This is a genomic window from Curtanaerobium respiraculi (assembly GCF_024609215.1).
Taxonomy (GTDB): Bacteria; Actinomycetota; Coriobacteriia; order Coriobacteriales; family Eggerthellaceae; genus Curtanaerobium; species Curtanaerobium respiraculi.
This window is the reverse complement of record NZ_JANIPD030000011.1, coordinates 1-18,539: the sequence shown is the minus strand read 5'-3', so window position 1 is coordinate 18,539 and position 18,539 is coordinate 1. Positions and strand designations below refer to the sequence as shown.

At 57.8% G+C, this 18,539-nt stretch carries 14 protein-coding genes; 3 read left to right on the top strand and 11 right to left on the bottom strand.

The genetic code is table 11. The features are described from left to right. Position 1 precedes the first annotated feature (1 nt). From NOV21_RS04360 to NOV21_RS04310, 11 genes are all read right to left on the bottom strand, one after another. Entirely contained in the window at positions 2 to 3,220 is a 3,219-nt protein-coding gene (locus NOV21_RS04360) for an energy-coupling factor transporter ATPase (RefSeq protein WP_283171607.1), read from the bottom strand. Beyond that, entirely contained in the window at positions 3,213 to 3,944 is a 732-nt protein-coding gene (locus NOV21_RS04355) for an energy-coupling factor transporter transmembrane component T (protein WP_283171606.1), read from the bottom strand. Before NOV21_RS04355 ends, NOV21_RS04360 begins: the two co-directional genes overlap by 8 nt. Positions 3,945 to 3,947: 3 nt before the next feature. Further along, a complete protein-coding gene (locus NOV21_RS04350) occupies positions 3,948 to 4,529 on the bottom strand; it encodes an MptD family putative ECF transporter S component (protein ID WP_283171605.1) in 582 nt (193 codons plus the stop codon). 122 nt (positions 4,530 to 4,651) lie between these two features. Further along, positions 4,652 to 5,269: a TetR/AcrR family transcriptional regulator gene (locus tag NOV21_RS04345; protein WP_283171604.1), complete on the bottom strand. Its 618-nt coding sequence runs from the start codon at positions 5,267 to 5,269 to the stop codon at positions 4,652 to 4,654. A 43-nt stretch (positions 5,270 to 5,312) separates the two neighbouring features. Then, positions 5,313 to 5,483: a hypothetical protein gene (locus NOV21_RS04340; protein ID WP_283171603.1), complete on the bottom strand. Its 171-nt coding sequence runs from the start codon at positions 5,481 to 5,483 to the stop codon at positions 5,313 to 5,315. A gap of 249 nt (positions 5,484 to 5,732) precedes the next feature. Further along, positions 5,733 to 6,437 carry a response regulator gene (locus tag NOV21_RS04335; protein ID WP_283171602.1) on the bottom strand — a complete coding sequence of 235 codons (705 nt, stop codon included), beginning with the start codon at positions 6,435 to 6,437 and terminating at the stop codon, positions 5,733 to 5,735. 19 nt (positions 6,438 to 6,456) lie between these two features. After that, complete coding sequence (locus NOV21_RS04330; RefSeq protein WP_283171601.1) at positions 6,457 to 9,207, bottom strand: sensor histidine kinase; 2,751 nt, start codon at positions 9,205 to 9,207, stop codon at positions 6,457 to 6,459. Between the two features lie 115 nt (positions 9,208 to 9,322). Further along, on the bottom strand, positions 9,323 to 9,928 hold the full coding sequence (locus NOV21_RS04325; RefSeq protein ID WP_283171600.1) for a potassium-transporting ATPase subunit C: 606 nt from the start codon (positions 9,926 to 9,928) through the stop codon (positions 9,323 to 9,325). A gap of 13 nt (positions 9,929 to 9,941) precedes the next feature. After that, positions 9,942 to 12,041, bottom strand: a complete 2,100-nt coding sequence (kdpB, locus tag NOV21_RS04320; protein ID WP_283171599.1) for a potassium-transporting ATPase subunit KdpB — start codon at positions 12,039 to 12,041, stop codon at positions 9,942 to 9,944. Positions 12,042 to 12,059: 18 nt separating this feature from the next. After that, complete coding sequence (gene kdpA, locus NOV21_RS04315) at positions 12,060 to 13,835, bottom strand: potassium-transporting ATPase subunit KdpA (RefSeq protein WP_283171598.1); 1,776 nt, start codon at positions 13,833 to 13,835, stop codon at positions 12,060 to 12,062. Between the two features lie 886 nt (positions 13,836 to 14,721). Beyond that, on the bottom strand, positions 14,722 to 15,609 hold the full coding sequence (locus NOV21_RS04310; RefSeq protein ID WP_283171597.1) for a LysR family transcriptional regulator: 888 nt from the start codon (positions 15,607 to 15,609) through the stop codon (positions 14,722 to 14,724). 129 nt (positions 15,610 to 15,738) lie between these two features. Here NOV21_RS04310 and NOV21_RS04305 point away from each other — a divergent pair, with 129 nt between their 5' ends. From NOV21_RS04305 to NOV21_RS04295, 3 genes are all read left to right on the top strand, one after another. Continuing rightward, the gene (locus NOV21_RS04305) at positions 15,739 to 16,023 is read left to right on the top strand and encodes a hypothetical protein (RefSeq protein ID WP_283171596.1); all 285 of its coding nucleotides are present in this window, start codon (positions 15,739 to 15,741) and stop codon (positions 16,021 to 16,023) included. Positions 16,024 to 16,122: 99 nt separating this feature from the next. Next, a complete protein-coding gene (locus NOV21_RS04300; RefSeq protein ID WP_283171595.1) occupies positions 16,123 to 16,359 on the top strand; it encodes a hypothetical protein in 237 nt (78 codons plus the stop codon). A gap of 50 nt (positions 16,360 to 16,409) precedes the next feature. Beyond that, entirely contained in the window at positions 16,410 to 17,945 is a 1,536-nt protein-coding gene (locus tag NOV21_RS04295; protein WP_283171594.1) for a phytoene desaturase family protein, read from the top strand. Positions 17,946 to 18,539 lie beyond the last annotated feature (594 nt).

Sequence of the window (18,539 nt, the reverse complement as noted above, 5' to 3'; positions counted from 1 at the left end):
CTCAAGCACCTACTTTCCAGTTGATTGCGAGCTTGTATTGGTCGAAGAGCCTGCGATATATGCCGTCGGCAGACATGAGCTCGCTATGGCTCCCGTTCTCGCGGACAGAGCCGTCTTCCAGAACGTAGATGCAATCGGCGTTGACGACGGTGCTCAAGCGGTGTGCGATCATGATGAGCGTCTTGCCGCGGGCCAACTCCTCGAAAGCCTGCTGCATCTTGGTCTCGTTGTCGGGGTCGGCGAATGCCGTCGCCTCATCCAGCACCAGAATAGGTGCGTCTTTCAGGATGGCGCGTGCGATAGCGATACGCTGCCGTTCGCCACCTGAGAGGTAGGTGCCCTTCGTGCCGATGACGGTGCGGATTCCCTGGGGGAGCTTATCGATGATGTCGTCGCATTGCGCTCGATGGAGGGCTTCCCTCACCTCCGCTTCGGATGCATCGGGCTTGGAGAGACGAATGTTGTCGAGGATCGTAGCCTTGAGCAGCCTGCTGTCCTGGAAGACGAAGGACACGCGCTCCATCAGCGCCTGCTGCGAAATCTGCCTGACATCTAGCCCGCCCACCTTCACTGCGCCTTCTGTCACGTCGAAGAACCGGGCGACAAGTTGCGCCGCCGTCGTCTTGCCGCCCCCGCTCGGGCCCACAAGGGCAACATGGTCACCAGGTTCGATGGACAACGTTAGGTTGTGCACGGCGTCTCGTTTGGCACCTGGGTAGCGAAAGCTCGCATGGTCGAATTCCACGGAATTGCCAGCGGGCAGCATGCCGTCTGCGGCATCGGGGAGTTCTCTTATCGACAGGATGCCGTCAATGCGTTCCAGGGCATCGATTACGACCATCTGCTGTTCGCCCGAATACGCGATTTTGGTCAGCGTGACCGTGAGCAGGGGTGTCACGATGATGTAGTACATGACGTTCAGCACCAGCTCCGGTGTTATGCCGCCTTGGGCGAGCAAGTACGTTGCCGCCACCAAGGACGCGAAGATCGCGTTGATCGAAGTCATGAAGCCCACCATGGGCCCGCGCAGGAGCAGGGTGTAGTCAGTCGCCCATGTGCCGAAGTTGTCGATGGCCGATTTGAAGCGCTTGAACGAGTGCACTGTTTGCCCGAAGGTCTTCACCACGGGCACGCCGCGGACGTACTCGGTTGCCTCGCTGCTCATCGTCTCGAGCGCATTCTGGTATTCTGCCATCTTGGACTGAAGCTTGCTCCCCGTCATCGACATCATGAAGGCCAAGCCGACCAGAGCGGGAATCGCGCTTGCCACGCCAAGGCGCCAGTCGAACACGGCGAGTAGGACGACAAGCCCCACGGGAGTTGCGGCGGCGACGGCCTTGTCGGGAAGGTTATGCGCGATGAAGGTTTCCGTCGCTGCCGTGCTCTCGTTTACGATGCGTCTGATTTTGCCGGTGCCCTCATCGTCGAACACGCCCAAGGGAAGCTTCACGATGCGTTTCAGCAAAGCCCTGCTCATGTTCGCTTGGATGCGGAACGCCGCAACGTGCGTGCATATCAGCGCGCACACGTATATGACCAGGGACAGCAAAGTTGATGCGACTGCGTAGACCGCCAGGATCTCGATGTCGCCGAGATTCTGGCCGCTTATTGCCACGCGGATGATCTTCCACAGCTCATAGAACGGCACGAGCGCCACAAATGCGCTTATCGCCGCTAGGATGCGCCCTAGGGTGATGAGGTGCCGGCGGGATCCCGCATACTCGTTCAGGATCTTCATAACTGACGTTTTTTCGGTGTCTTCCATAGGGGCGCCTCCCTCGATGGTTCCTTCTTCCAGGTGCAGGACATGGGTGCAACAGCGTCCCACGAGCTCCATATCGTGTGTGACGATGAAAACGGTCTTGTCCTTCGCTATGTTTGCAATCAAATCGGCGGTCTGGCACATGTGCTGGTAGTCGAGGCCGCTCGTGGGCTCGTCCAAGATTATGATCTCGCGATCGGACAGATAGGCGGACGCTATGGCGCAGCGTTGTTTCTGCCCGCCGGAAAGCGACATGGGGTGGCGGTCTTTGACTTGATCGAGGCCGAGCCTCTCCAACACGCCCGCAGCGCGTTGGCGCATAACCTCATCATCTTCGCTCGCGCCCAGTAATGCCTCTTCCCCAACCGAATTGGCGAACAGCTGGTGATTCACATCCTGCATAACCAGGTAGCTCATCATGGAGAGCGCCTTGCCCTTGTGCGTTTGGCCCTTGTGTGCGACCGAGCCCTCGAACCCCTTGGCAAGGCCTGCCAGGCATTTCGAAAACGTCGACTTCCCTGCGCCGTTGTGGCCGATAACCGCCACGACGGCATGCTCGGGGATTTCCAAGGCGGGCAGGTTGAGCGCAAGGGGTCCGTCGTCGTAACGGTATGTGAACCCGGAGAGCTCATAGCGACTCAGGGCGTTCTTGCCCGCCGGCCCTTCGGCTTCGGGCCTGATGGGGTAAAACCCTGTGGGGCTGTCCAGAAGGTCCCGTTTGGGCTGCGCGCTTCTCAGGCCGAGCACGTTCAGCTCATTAGGCGTCAGAGCGAAGAACCCGCTTGCGCTCCATTGCTTGCGGATGCTGCCCGATTCGAGCAGAACAACCCGGTCGCAAACGTCCGAAAGCCATGACAGGCGATGCTCGGCCACGACGATTGTTTTGCCGCTTGCCTTCCAATGGGCGAGCACGCCTCGCAGCATGTCGATTGCGTCCAGGTCCAGGTTTGACGTCGGCTCGTCTAAGACGAGCACATCGGGGCCCATAGCGGAGACGCCGGCGCATGCGATTTTCTGTTTCTCGCCGCCCGACAGCCCGAAGATATTCCGGTCCAGCAGGTCTTCGATGCCGAATTGTGCAACTGTAGCATCAACGCGGCTTCTGACCTCGTCTTCGGGGAGCCCCAGATTTTCGGGCCCGAACGCTATCTCGCTTGTGGTGCCCACGCAGAAGAACTGGCTGCGCGGGTTCTGGAACACGCTTCCCACTTTGCGCGACAGCGTCTCGATGGATTGGGCCTGGGTGTCGAGCCCGGCAACATGAACCGACCCATCGACCTCACCTTCGAAGTAGTGCGGGACAAGTCCGTTGATCGCCCGTGCCAGCGTGGTCTTTCCACAGCCGGAGGCGCCGCATAAAAGCACGCACTCGCCTGGTTCGATGCGCAGGGACACATCGCGAAGCGCAGGCTCGTTGGCATGCTGGTAGGTGAAACTCAAGTGTTCGACATCAACCATGCAGCATCCCCGCCAGCCAGACTGCGTAATAGCACGCCATAAGCGCGAATAGGGCAAGATCTGCCGCGTGGAAACCTATGCGGCAGATGTTTGTGCGCTTTGCGTCGGCGGAAAGTCCTCGCGTGAGGGCAGCCTGCGAAAGCTCGCTGCCGATGTTCGCCGAGCACACGAGGAGCGGCACGATGACGTATTCGACCATCTTCGCCGCATTGCGCCCGCCCAACCGGATGCCCCGCATCTTCATGGCGCTGTTGATTGAGAGGAACTCCTCAACTACGGTGGGAAAGAAGCGGAACATCACCGAGAGCGGGATGGTGATCTTGTTCGTCACGTGCATGCGCTCCATCGCGGCGATGAACTCGCTTACCGTCGTGGAGGCGAACAGATACGCCCCCATGATGATGCTCGGAGCCAGCATTGCGATGATGAGGCACACCATGGCAACTATGTAGCGCAGCGCCCCCTGCATGCCCGGTATCGCGAAAGTAAGCAGTAGCAGCGCTGCGGCGTAGACCGCGCCATAGGCAAGCGCGCGCTTGAACTGCTTAACCGCGCACAGGAGCACGAGCGGCAGCACGCTTAGAATCGCGTTCATCCATGCGGGGACGAGCGTTCCCATCCCGCCGAGGACGAAGAACACAATGGTGATAAGGCAGAAGAGCTTAGTTCTGGGGTCTAGAGCCAAGCCGCGGCTGTGTATGTCGGCTTGAAAGAGGGACGCCATGGCTTACGCAATCCCAGCTTTCTCGAAGTGTTTCTTCAGCATCTTGGCGCCCAAGATGCCGCCGATGATCCCACAGACGAAGCAGACGACAAGCAGAACGGGGCAGAGCCAGTCGGGGGTGAGCGCATTCAACTCTGCGACGTAGTCTATGCCGATGGACGCCGTGCGCGATTCCATGTACTGGGCCCGGTTTAGGAAGAGCAGCAGGAAGTTCGCCCAGATCCATAGACTGAAGGTGCCGTTCGCCACGATGGAGTGCTTGACGCTGGCATAATTGCCCGCTTTGATGACGAGCTCGGTCACGAGTCCGGAAATAATGGAGACGATGAAGGGGTAGTAGCCCATGCCCGAGAGCATCATGATGAGTCCCAGGAGCACGCTCATGATCCAGACCATGCCGAATTTCTTGACCTTGGTCAGGAACAGCATAAAGGGGATGCCGCCGACGATTGGGATGATTACGACGAGCATGGGATACATGATCGGAATCATACCCAGCATCGCCACAGCGATGGTGATGACCGCGTAGATCGCCGTGTAGATGCCCACGGTGATAAGGTCTTTGCCGTTGATTTTCTTATCCATTTCTTCCTTCTTTCCCTTGGGTTGCCTGTGTCCTATGTGGCTCTTGCTCCTATCCGCAAGTTAGTTATCTCTAACTTGCATGTGATAGCTAACGAAAAAAAAGAGGAGCCTTTCGGCTCCTCTCAAGAGATCCCCATGATCGCCATCCATCCTGGCATGAAAAACTCATGTATCGTTTTCAGGTATCGGAAGACGTCCTCGTCGACATAATCGTGCACAATCGGCTCGAAGCACGCGGTCACGTAGGCGCTCATGAGCATGTGCACTTCCCTTTCGCTTATGTCCTGCACCGGAAAACCCCGCTTTCGCAGGTAGTCGATAGCCTGCATAAAGTCCTGTTGGTTCGCGCGGACGAAGTCGTCGATGAAGTTCTCGTACTTCGTTCCCTTTGCGCAGCACAGGAGCATGCGGAACTCCTCCCGGCGGGGGATGGCGATATCTCTCATGAAATCGATAAAGCTCTCGCCGAAGAGGTCGTTTTTGCCGGCACCGTTATCCACGAGCGCATATTTCTTCGATTTATGGTGGGTCGTCCATTCCTGTATGGCCGACAGCAACGGCTCCACCATTGCATCAAACATGTCTTCCTTGCTGACATAGTGGCGATAGAGCCCGGCCGACGTCATGCCGGCACGCGCTCCGATGCTGCGGATAGACGCCCCGTCAAAGCCCTTTTCCAAGAATTCGGCTCTGATAGCGGCATCGACGCGTTTGCGGCTTGCTGTCTTGTCCCTTGGCATGTCCAACCTTATGTTATCGGCGATAGCTATCGGTGATTATAATCTAAACCAGCCGCTGTGCAAGTGCATTTTGTGCGCGCCAGCGTGCCCGGCAAAGCGGCTCGTGCATGGGGGCTGCGTAGCGCTCTGGGGTGTTGCCGAATCCTTTGTCGGGATGGATCTTCGCCATAGCCTGTTCTTTGCGCGCCATGTCCGCGACCATGTACTTGTACATCGTCTGCACGCTCTCGTGGCCGAGCCAGATGGCGATCGTCGAGAGATCGATCGCGTACGCAGGGAACTCCTTTTCCAGCCTTTCCTTTCAAATCTAGCAAGGACGACATCGTTGCACCAACCTTGATCGCGAAACAGCGCGACACCGCCACACGACTCTTGCAACGTCGGAACAATGTCCTGCGAGGGGAGGGCGCAGCCTGGAGGCACACTCTGCCATCCTTTCGCCGCAACCTTATGAATCGACCCCTCAGTCAACCCGACTCAACGAGTAACCGATCCCTACATGCGTTCGTAAAAACACCGGCCGCGAAGAATCTGGCTCGATCTTTTTCCGCAGCGTAGCCATGAATACCCTTAAAGACGACATCTCCGAAGCGTGCGAGGTCCCCCATACCTCTTTGAGAATGTAGTTGTACGTCAACACCTTTCCGGTATTGCGCGCCATCAAACACAGCAGGCGATACTCAATTGGGGTGAGATGGACATGCTCTCCCGACAAAGTGACGCTGGCAGCCTGAAAGTTGATCTCAAGAGGCCCGTTCGCATATCTCGGATTGTCGTGCTGCTCAGGAAAGCCGGATTTCGACGCCCTTCGCAGAGCCACCCTAAGACGCGCAAGAAGTTCTTCGACCGAAAACGGCTTGACAAGATAGTCGTCAGCACCGGCGTCAAGGGCGGCAACTTTGTCTCTGTCCTCGAGACGAGCCGAGAGAACGATAATGGGCAGGTCGCTCCACGACCGCACCTTTGAGATGACCTCACACCCGTCCATGTCGGGAAGCCCTAGGTCCAGCAGAACGACCTTGGGTGGCCGCAAGGAAAGCTCCATTAAGGCTTGCGCACCCGTTGTGGCCTCTCGAAAACTATATCCATGCAGCTCGAGCGCAGTGGTGACCAGCTTTCGGACCGCGCCGTCGTCCTCTACGACAAGGACGTCATGCCCATCGCTCATTATCAACCTCCGACAGTAATCATTCAGACTCTTCTAGGAACCCGGCCGCCTTGGCCTCGGGCAGCTCAAACGAGAAATCGCACCCATGGGGGCGTACGTCCCCCAACTCGAGGACGGAACCGTGGGCTTCGATGATCGACTTGCATATCGACAGGCCGATGCCTATCCCCCTTCGATGATCTCCCGATACGCCCTGGCCAGAGCCATTGTAGAACATGTCGAACGCATGGGCCTTCTCCTCTGTCGGAATCCCCGGCCCTCTGTCACGAACGGAAATCCTCACCATCGTGCCGCACGGCCGCTCAACCCGTCGTGCGAAGACGTCGATTCTGGTGCCGGACGGCGTGTGAAGCACGGCGTTGTTGACCAGGTTCAGAACCACTTGGACGATAAGGCGGGAATCCATCCTCGCCATGAGCATTTCCGGGGAGACGTCCACTCGTACGTCATGGTCCTCCGCTCGGCGGTCGATGTGCGCGAGCGCCTCGGAAATCACGTCTTCCACAAGCTCGGGCTCTTGGGATATCTCCACCCCCCGATCCTCAATGCGAGTGATCGACAGGAGGTTCTCCACAAGACCGACCAGCCATTGGGACTCTTCCCTTATGTCGCGATACATTGACCTCCTCCTGTCCACATCCATCCGTTCGCCGTCCGCCAAAAGAATGTCAGCGTCTCCGGAGATACTGGTCAAAGGAGTCCTCAGGTCGTGCGAAATCGTACGCAGCAAATTGGCGCGCAGGGTTTCTTTTTCCATGCGCAGTTCCATATCGCGCTCTCTTATGGACAAAGCGAGCCGCTCGAGAGCGTGACCGCATTCGTCCACCACCATCAGAAGAAGGTTCTTCTCGAACGGCTCCAGCTCCTCGCCTCCTTGCTCTACGACCAATCCTGCGACCGCGAAAACGCGCTCCCTTCCCCTTGCGGGCAGGTACAGGCATCGAACGTCTGCGAGCGTGTCTGTGGTGGCCCCGGCTCGATGGCTGTTCGCCGCCACCCAAGCCGCAACCGCCTGCTCCCTAGGCGCGACAAGCCCCGAAGACGAGGTGTCGCCGCCCCCGGACCCTGGCACATCGAAAACGGTAGGCTTGCCAAGGGTGGCGTCAGGAGAGGCCTCGTAGAAGACCACAGGGCGGTCGAAAATCTTCATGATCTGCTCAGCTGTGCAGCCAAAGCACTCATCTACGTTCTTCGCGCTTTGGAGCTTCCTGCTCGAATCAAGCAGGACCTCGGTTCGATACGCCCTTCTGACCATCGTCAACCCCTGCTTCTTCATTCTGATCATGAGAGAGGAGACGAGCAGGGTGGAGACCGTCAGGACAACGAAAATCACCGGATAGGTGATACCGTACGCATTGAAGGTAAATCTGGGAACGGTAAAGCAATAATTGTAGGCAAGCATGCTTCCGAACGAGACGAGCGCGGCATACCAGAAGCTTTCCGCTTTGAGAGCGAAGACTATTGAGAACAGCATGTAGAGCATCAGGACTATCGACGAGGAAAGGCCAATCTCGTAGGTGATGAGACCCAATGCGGTGGCGACCGAAATTGAAACGGCGGCGTAAAAGAGGTCTTTGCCGGACCACCCGAAAGCAGGAATTGGGAGGGAAGAGCGATTTTGAACTCCGGTCCGCACCGGAACGACGGTGACGCTCGCCCCGTAGGAAAGGCGGGATAGACGGTCTGCCAGGGACCTGCGCCATGGTTTGGGACGGTCGTCGGCCTCGCCTTCAACAACCAGCTGCGTAATGCCCGCAGAAGCCGCATACTGGGAGACCAGGACGGCCGGATCGTCGCCTTGAAGGGTGACAACCTCGCCTCCGAGCTCCTCCGCAAGTTCCAAGTTCTCCCGAAGACGGTGGCGAGTGGCGGCATCCTGCCTAGAAGAGCGACTCGCCTCAACCATTACCGCGGTCAGGTGGCCATGGTACGCCCCTGCCATGTTCGCCGCCGCCCTGACGGCTTTCGCGTTGTCCGGGGAAGAGGTGAGCAAGACCAGAACGTCCTCTCCGGCGTCCGTCCTCGAGGAAGGGTCGACCACGGAACGACGGGCCATTCGATCCGCCATCCTGCGGAGGGCGATTTCCCTGAGGGCACCAAGATTCGTGCGAGAAAAGAAATTCGAGAGTGCAGTCCTGCTGCGCTCCGGAAGATATATCTTCCCGGCCTGAAGGCGCTCGATGAGATCGTCCGGCTCGATGTCAATAAGCTCGACCATGTCCGCCTGGTCAAAAACGTAGTCAGGAACGCGTTCGGCAACCGTGATGTGGGATATGGAGGCGATTTTGTCGTTAAGCCCTTCCAGATGCTGAACATTCACGGTAGTCAGGACGTTGATACCCGCATGTAGAAGCTCTTCGATGTCTCGGTACCTCTTTCGATGCCGGCTTCCGGGCGCGTTCGTATGAGCAAGCTCGTCGACCAGGACGACCTGCGGGCGGCGATAGAGCACAGCGTCAGTATCAAGTTCCCTCAAGTCTATTCCCTTGTGTTCGACCGCACGGGTTTCTACAGCTTCGAGCCCTTCCGCCATCGCCGCCGTCTCGGCACGTGCATGCGGCTCGATGTAGCCGGCGACCACGTCGATCCCTTTTCGCTTGAGATCCTGGGCCTCCTCGAGCATCGCATACGTCTTTCCAACTCCGGCGGCATAGCCGAAAAATATCTTCAGTTTGCCCAACGAGCGCTCGTCGCTTTCTTCCGCTTCCTTGATCTGTCGGAGAATTTCATCGGGGTCGCGACCGAGGCCGCGTTCGGAATCGATTGGCATGGCAACCTCCCAAGACATGACCGCGCGGGAGACCATTAATTGGCCTCCCGCTCCTCTTTATAGCGTCCTAGCTCCAGCAGGCTCATCGAGCCGCATTTGCAAGCCGAAAGTGCGGTTAATACGCCAGCTTACCGTCCAACATCAGATTGACCTTCAGTACGTTAACGCGGTCCTCACCCAAGAAACCGAAGCTCGCAGGGGTGGTCGCGGCTTCGATGATGCGCTCGATCTCCTCGGCGCTTTTGCCGGTGGTGCGGACGAGCCGATCGACCTGGTACTCGGCCGCCGCAACCGAGATTTCCGGATCGAGACCTGAGCCGGAGCAGGTCGCAAGATCACTCGGAATGGGCTTTTCATTTTCCGGGTCAAGATAGTGCAACACCGCGACGCGCTCTTGCACTATCTCGGCGAACTCGTCGCTCGCAGGCGACAAGTTGCTCGGCCCCGCCCAGTAGAGAGCGGTCCCATCATCCGTGGAGAAAGTGGAGACGTTCGGGTTTGCGATACGGCCCCACATATGGCTTTCATCCTCCCACGGTTGCCCCAGCAACTCACAATAGCGTCCACCATCTTCGGTCTCGAAAATGCTCCCGTTCGCCTGATAGGGGAAGGCGACCTGGGCGAGAGCGGTGCAGCCTCCGGTGTAGACAACTCCGACGAGCACGCTCATCGCCAGAAACGACGCGACCGCACTACGGCAAAGCCTGAATTTCGACTCCATGACGATTCCTTTCCTAAGCGAGCCCGCAGACAGACAGCAGGACGTCGATTGCCTTGATCGCCGCGAACGGCAGGACGATGCCGCCCAGACCGTAGACCAGCAAGTTGCGAGAAAGCAGCTTTTGTGAAGTGGTCTCGCGATACTTCACGCCGCGCAGTGCCAACGGTATCAGCGCGACGATGATGAGCGCATTGTAGATGATTGCCGAAAGGATCGCGGTCTGGGGGTTCGACAAATGCATGACGTTGAGCGCTTCGAGTCCAGGGTAGAGAGGAACGAACAGCGCGGGAATAATCGCAAAATACTTGGCCACGTCATTCGCAATCGAGAAGGTAGTCAGCGAACCACGAGTCATGAGCAGCTGCTTGCCGATGCGAACGATCTCAATCAGCTTGGTGAGGCTTGAATCAAGGTCGACCATGTTGCCGGCCTCTTTTGCAGCTTGTGCGCCGCTGTTCATGGCGACCGCAACATCAGCCTGAGCGAGCGCGGGGGCATCGTTCGTCCCATCGCCCGTCATTGCGACCATGTGGCCTTCGGACTGATAGCGCCTGATTGCGGAGAGCTTCGTCTCGGGGGCGGCTTCAGCAATGAAGTCGTCAACCCCCGACTCTGCCGCGATCGCTGCGGCGGTCAGCGGATTGCCTCCGGTTATCATCACCGTTTTAATCCCCATCTTACGAAGGTCTGCAAAGTTCTCTTTGATGCCTTGCTTTACGATGTCTTTGAGATGCACCACGCCCAGGACACGATGATCACGAGCGACAAGGAGCGGAGTGCCACCGGCACGTGAAATGGCTTCCACTGCTCGGGCGCATTCTTCACTGTACACACCTCCGAACGGTTCGACATAGCTTCTTACGGCATCTGCCGCACCCTTCCTGATTTCATGCCCGTCAAAGTCGACCCCGCTCATTCGCGTCTGCGCAGTGAAGGGAACTGATACCATCCCGGCACTCCCCAGTTCGCGCTCGCGAATGTCGAAACGCTCCTTCGCGAGAACCACAATGCTGCGCCCTTCAGGGGTCTCGTCGGTGAGGCTGGCAAGCTGGGCCGCATCCGCGACGTCTCGCTCGGAAGCACCGTCAACAGGGATGAATTCGCACGCCTGACGGTTGCCCAGAGTAATGGTTCCAGTCTTGTCGAGGAGCAGGACGTCCACGTCTCCGGCGGCCTCGACGGCACGGCCGCTCATCGCCAGCACGTTGGCCTGGTTCAACCTTGACATGCCCGCAATTCCAATTGCCGACAGAAGGGCACCGATAGTCGTAGGGGCGAGGCAAACGAACAGCGCAACCAGCGAAGTAACCGTAGTGGGGTTCGCAAGTGCTGCCAGCCCAGAAGAAAAGCCGCTGAACAAGTACAGGGACGACGCCACAAGAAGAAAGACAATCGTCAACGCCACGAGCAGGATTTCCAGAGCAATCTCGTTAGGCGTCTTTTTTCGCGTAGCAGACTCGACCATTGAAATCATCTGGTCTAGGAAGCTTTTTCCTGCCTCCTGGGTAACCCGCACGATCAGCCAGTCAGAAAGGACGGTGGTGCCACCCGTAACCGAAGAGCGGTCGCCGCCGGACTCGCGCACGACGGGAGCGGACTCTCCGGTAATCGCCGACTCGTCCGCGGTCGCCGCACCGACGAGAACCTCGCCGTCCGCCGGAACCTGCTCCTCCGCCGATACGAAGAACAGGTCGTTTTTCTTGAGCAACGAAGAATTCACGTCGTTAGCTCGACTCAGGCAGAGCAGGGGGACATCTTCAACGTGGTGCGCCTTCGCGAGATCGGCGTCCGTCAGTTTATGCGCCACAACGTCTTGCTTTGCGGCACGCAGCGAATCCGCCTGGGCCTTGCCTCTTCCCTCGGCGATAGCTTCCGCGAAGTTCGCGAAAAGCACCGTTAGCCACAGAATGACTGCTATCGCCAAAATGAACGACGGGCTTGAATCGGAGATTCCGACCAAAGACAAGACGAAAAGCGCCGTGGTCATGACAGCCGAAATATAGACCATGAGCATAACCGGGTTGCTCTTCTGCTCTCGTGGGGAGAGCTTGCAGAAGGCATCTTTCACGGCTCGCTTGGCGAGCGTTCTTGCTTCGAACTGATTCGATGACATAGCTTATTCACCTACCTTCTACAAAATCATCTGGAACTGCTCTGCAATCGGCCCGAGGGCAAGAGCCGGGAACAAGGACAGGGCACCGACGAGCAACACGACGAGGACCGTCAGGAACACGAACATCGGATTGCAGGTCGAGAGCGTGCCCGAGGAGGTCGCGACCTTCGGACGAGCAAGGAGGCTTCCGGCGAGAACGCACGTCGCGGCGATAGGAATGAAGCGGTTGGCCAACATCTCGATTCCGAGAACGGTATTGATGAGCGGAGTGTTGGCGTTCAGCCCAGCAAACGCGGATCCGTTGTTCCCGCCTGCGGAAGTAGCGGCATACAGCACTTCGGAGAAACCGTGAGCGTCGGAGTTCGTCAAGCTATTGACCGTCGCCGGATCCAAGCACATCACCGATGCGCCCAGAAGGGTCACCACAGGTGTCGTGATGCACAGGATGACAGCCATTCGCATCTCGAGCGGCCCGATTTTCTTTCCGAGGTATTCGGGAGTGCGGCCGACCATCAAACCGGCGATGAATACCGTCAGGAGCACGAAGCCAAGCATGGAGTATAGGCCGCACCCGACGCCGCCGCCAACGACTTCGCCCAAACCCATCAAAACGATTGGGACCATGCCTCCAATGGGCGTGTAGCTGTCGTGCATCGAGTTGACCGATCCATTTGACGCGGCGGTGGTGAAGGCGGCCCAAATCGAAGAGTCGGTGACGCCGAAGCGTGACTCCTTGCCCTCCATGTTGCCTCCCGACTGGTCAACCGTTCCCATATAAACGTCACCACCGGAAGCGAACTGAGGGGTTCCCATCTGCTCGAAAGCGCCCACCGCTATTATGCCGGCCAACAGAAGCACGAACATCGCGGCAAACACGGCACGGCCTTGGCGACGGTCCGCCACGAAACGACCGAAGCTGAACGTCAACGAAATCGGAATGAGCAGCAACGAGATGCACTCTATCAAATTGGAAAGAGGGGTCGGATTCTCAAGAGGGGATGCGGAGTTCACGCCGTTGTACCCGCCGCCGTTCGTCCCAAGCTGCTTGATAGCAACCTGGCTGGATTGGGGACCGAGGGGGACGACGGCATGTTCGACCGTCTCCACGGCAGACGGGTCGTCCGAAGAAACCACGTTCCCGTCCGCGTCAAGGGAGATAGGTTCGACAAGGTCCACAGTCTCATATTCGGAAAGGTTCTGCGGAACACCTTGGAAAACGCCAAACATGGCGGTCACCAAGCAGATGGGCATCAATATGTAAAGTACGCCCCTCGTCATGTCTGCCCAGAACGAACCGACGGCGTTCGTGGCCTCTCCCGCTATTCCCCTGAAAAGGACGTAGAGGACAGAGAGGCCGACCGCGGGGGTGACGAAGTTCTGCACCGTGAGTCCGAGCGCCTGAGAGAAGTAGCTCAGCGCCGATTCGCCACTGTAAGACTGCCAGTTCGTGTTGGTCACGAAGCTGGAAGCGGTGTTGAAGGCGAGATGCCAGGACATCCCGTCAACCCCTTCAGGATTGAACGGAAGAACCCCCTGAAGCATGAGGATGGCAAACAGGCCGACGAACGAGACGGCCGAAAACGCCAACGCGCAGGCAAGATACTTCTTCCATCCCATTTTCTCGTTCGGATCGACGCCCGACACTTTGTAAACCGCCCTCTCAAGGGGCAAAAGCACGCGGGAAAGCACCGTTTTCTCGCCCGCCATGACCTTGTTCATATAGCCGGACAAAGGAATGGCAAGCGCGACCAAGAGAGCAACATACGCCCCGTACTCAAGAAATTCGTCCGTCACCGTCTATCATCACCTTTGAGGAGTACGTAAAATAGATAGAGCAGAGTAAGAAGGCTTGCGCCGCCCACTGCTCCCACCACAACGTCCATCGAAATCCTTTCTCTCTATTGCGCCCCGCTTCCGCAGGGACCGCTCGTCTTGTAGCAGACGCGCTTCTACCCAAGCAGATGACATGATAGGAACAACGGACTTAAGGCGAGATTAATGTTTCAGCGGCCATATTAAGGAAGCGTTAAGATTGCAGGAGTCCAACCGCCCCAGATGGCCCCATGACACTCGCCGAAACGAACAGTGGGCAAATCGCCATGACGAGAAGCCACAGAGCGACACGGTGACCCTACATCGCCAATAAGCCATATCCCAATTGCGATGCCCAGCGCATTGGATACCCGGCCAATAGGACATGCCTTGGCACAGGAATTTCCCATTGTCTCGCAATGCTTATTTTGGAACCCATGGTTAGCTCAGACCAGATCGTTCGTTGAATTGATTTGCGCCAACCTGCACCAATTCCCTGGGCCAGTTGTCACCCGGAGACCCGTCGTTCCACGTCCAGCAGCAAGCTAGAATGGGGGAGCGAGCGCGCCACAAAACGAGCCTCCTTGGCTAGGCTATCGACCCCTCATAACCCAATGATGCGGACCCCATAAAGTGGGCATTCGTCCCCCGCTGAGCAGCGGCCGGCTTCTCCCGAGGAAAGGAGAAGCCTTGAGAGACGGGAGGTTCACAGATGCCGAGCGGGATCCCTGGGACGAGCGCACGTCACGCCGCGCACAATGCGAGAACTTAAAGGCGAGAATCGAAACCCCGAAGGTCATCGTCGGGCCCTTAGCCCAAGCTCTATTCCATTTATGGCATAGCCAACATGGGATTGACGGTAAGGAAATCACGCAAGGTCGCGAGCTAGGCGCAAGGCTACGTTCTTCAGGGCTTTTGCTACGGGAGCCTGGCCGGTAAGGGGAAGCGCCAGGCCGTGTTCAACGATTATTCCGGGGTCAGCTATGCGTACATATGCCACCTCGCCGGACATGAGTTTGCTCATTGTTCCGGTTGCGGGGGTGAACCCCATCCCAGCGGCCACAAGGGCCAGCAGCGCCATGTGGCTTTCTGCCTCGCGTCTGTAGGGGAACCCGTATCGGGCGGCGATTTCTGCCATGAATTGGTTCGAGGGATCGTTTTCTCGTGCCCCTTTGTATCCCAGCATCACGGTTCCCGAAAGCTCGCTGAAGCTCACCTCCTCACGCTTTGCCAAGGGATGGTATGCAGGCAATGCGACCAGTGCCGTGTCATGCAGTATGCAGGTGTATCCAAAGCCCTCGGGAAGTTTCGACGAACGCGTGATGAGACATGCATCGATGCTGCCTTCTGCAATCTTGGAAAGCCCGCCCAAGCTGCATTCGAGCGTGACGAGTTCGATATCTGGATAGAAGTTCCGAAAGCGCTTCATAAAGGTTGGGAGGATAGCGGGTGCCGCGGACGATTCATATCCTAGGCGCACCACTCCGGCTTTATCTGCGGCGATCTGCCGAGCCGCATCGGCGGCATGCTCGGACTGTCGCAACGTCTTGCGCGTCTCTTCGGCGAACGCACGCCCAGCAGGGGTTAGCTTTACTGAGCGCGTAGTGCGCTCCAGCAAAGGGAATCCAAGCTCGGATTCGAGGTTCTTGATCTGCTTCCCGAAGGCCGGCTCGGCTATGTGCAGCCTCTTCGCCGCCTTGCCGAAGTGCAGCTCCTCGGCCACAGCGATGAAACATTCCAGCTGACGGAATTCCATGAGACCACTCCTATAATGTCATAATTAATCATAAACATTATCAATAATATCCAAAAAGAAGTACAGTTGCTTCATACACTCTTTCGTGTAAAGGAACAGGTCGTTCTAATACCGAAGGAGGTGAACTCAATGAGGCTCCTATTGAACGAGAGCCAGGAACTGGCGAAGCTGGACTTTAGTATAGATTCCTCGGGTATGTTGAATCCTGTCATTGAGGGGTTGGGTTATCGCGTCACGGGCCCCCTCTCGCACGCCGAACTGGTAACCGACCCCGCATCTGGGGGACTCCTGTTTAAGTTATCGCTCCCCGATATCACCGACGCGAGCATCCTCATCGAAAAAGAAGACATTAAGAAGTTGAAAGGCCTCATGAACAAGGACGCCGTCAAGTTCATGCTCAAGGCGCTCATGTAGGGCCGAGCGCACGAAGGCAACAGAGCCGAAAGCGCTCCGCATGCTCTCGTCAAAGCAATCAAGGCAAAGCGTCACAAGATACAAGGAAGGAGAGACCGCATGGCAGATACCTGCAAAGTCCTGAGCACCGACGGCGACACCATGATCGAGCTCAAGAGCGTCCGAGCCGAAGACGACCACATGGTCGTCGTGGGTGCCCTGATGGGCGCATGGGATTCGGAAATGATCCTGAAAGCCGACGACGTCAAGGCAGCAGTGGGGATGGTGGACATTCCCTCCGTCGCCAAGTTCATTTTGGACAACGTACTGGGCGTGAAAGTCGAGAAGATTTCCTAGGGCGTATCCCCCTGGGCAAAAGTAAGCGAGTATCGAGAAAGGAAAGAACTATGGCACAGTATGATGCAATCGTTATCGGAGCGAACAACGCCGGTTTGATCTGCGCGGCCTTCCTGAAGCGCAATGGCCTGAAGACGCTGCTCATCGAGCGCGAGGACCATCCGGGCGCGACCGCAATCACGACCGAGGTCGAGGGCATGCCCGCTGGATACCGTTTCAACCTCGCAGCCACTGGCCAAGGCTGGGTCAATCCCATGGTGGTCGAGAAGCTCGAGCTCGAAAAGTACGGCTTCGAGAACTTCGGCCTGAACCCGTCGCTCACGACCACATTTGGCGACGGCAACTATCTCTCCATCTGGGTCGAGGCTGACAAGACGATCGAGGAGATTCGCAAGTTCTCCGAGCACGACGCCGAGGCCTACAAGGACTTCCTGCACAAGTGGCAGCCGTTCGGCGTTATGATGAAGCAGTCCATGCTGCAGGACGCTCCGGGCTTCGCGCAGATGGCTGGCGCCATAACGTCCAGCGTGGACGGCAAGATCGCCTTCCGCGACATCTTCTTCAAGGGTATGAAGACCCTGGTTTACCAGACCTTCGAGAACGATTACGTGCGCCGCGCGTTCATCCCGCTGCTCGAGGGCTCGAGCGAGTATCCCGACAATACCACCCCGCTGTTCATGATCGCCCACCTCATGACCCAGTTCGGTGCTATCAAACATGGCTACGCCGGTCTGATTGACGCCTTCAACAAGGCGGCCGTGGACCAAGGCGTGGAATTCATGTACAACACTACCGTCAAGCGCATCATCGTCGAAGGCAACAAAGCCACCGGAGTCGAGCTGACAGACGGCACGGTCATAACCGCCGACAAGGTCATCTCGAACCTTGAGGTGAACAACACCATGCTCAACCTCGTGGGCGAGGATAACATCGAGGATAAGAAGTACGCGCACCAGGTCAAGGACATCAGGTACAAGGCGCAGGGCATCACGCTGTCCATGGCCATCGACACCATGCCCGACTTCGGCTTCCCCGAGGACCGCTTTGGCGGCTGGTTCGGCTTCGGTCCCGACTACAAGCAGGTGGAAACGGCATATTACCAGTACAACATGGGCCGCATCCCCGACGACCTGCAGATCATCGGCTACATGCCTTCCTACTGGGACGACTTCTATGCCCCCGAGGGCGGCCAGTGCATGCAGTTCTTCGTCTTCCCGGTGCCCTACGACCTGGAAGACAGCTCGTGGGACGATCCGGCCAAGAAACAGGAACTCTACGACAAGTTCGAGAAGAAGATCCTGGAGTACGCCCCCAACTTGGAGGGCCATGTCATCGGCATCCAGGGTTACACTCCTGGCGAGCTGCACGACAAGTTCGACATGACCAACGGCGACATCATGCACGGATCCATGGACTGGGGCCAGCTGATGAGCTTCCGACCGATGCCGGGTTACGCGGGCTACCGCACCCCGATCAAAGACCTGTACATGTCGGGCGCACCCGTCGATCATGGCGGGCTGACCGGAGCCACGGGCCTCACCGCCGCTCGCGCCGTGCTCACCGACATGGGTAAAGACGACCTGTAGGCCGTTCGCGCATCACGTACTCGCACGCTGCCATGCTCGGGCAGTGTGCGGGTATGAACTCTAGCCGGCCTGCGCCGAACAATAGGCGCAGGCCGGCTCCTTTTCGAGCCGAATTATCTATCTTTGGGATGGAATCGCCATGGATGATTTCGAGATACTAGTAGACCTAGACAGGTGCGCTGGATGTTCGGCTTGTTCGGTGGCATGCACCACTACCTACCATGTGCCCTTCGGGCAGTGGCGCATGGAGGTGCGGCTGTTCGGAACAAACGAGAGTGAGCGCGACCTTGTGGAACAGTGGCCACAGTTGCAATCGGTATGGCTTCCTGTGTTTTACGATAGCTGCGATATGTGCGAAAACCGTACGGTTTCAGGGAAAGAGCCGTATTGCGTGGCATGCTGTCGTGCCAAAGTGCTTCGTCATCGGCCGGCCCGTTCGCCATACTCTAGAGCTGCGGGCGCTATACCCTGACTTTTGCAGCAGCAGAAGGCCGATTCCCCCTCCTGACATGGGGAATCGGCCTTCTTTCCGGTGACATTTCCTGTGGCGGAACCGCTCAGCTCCTCGGTTTCCTCACGTCTGCCATGACCTGG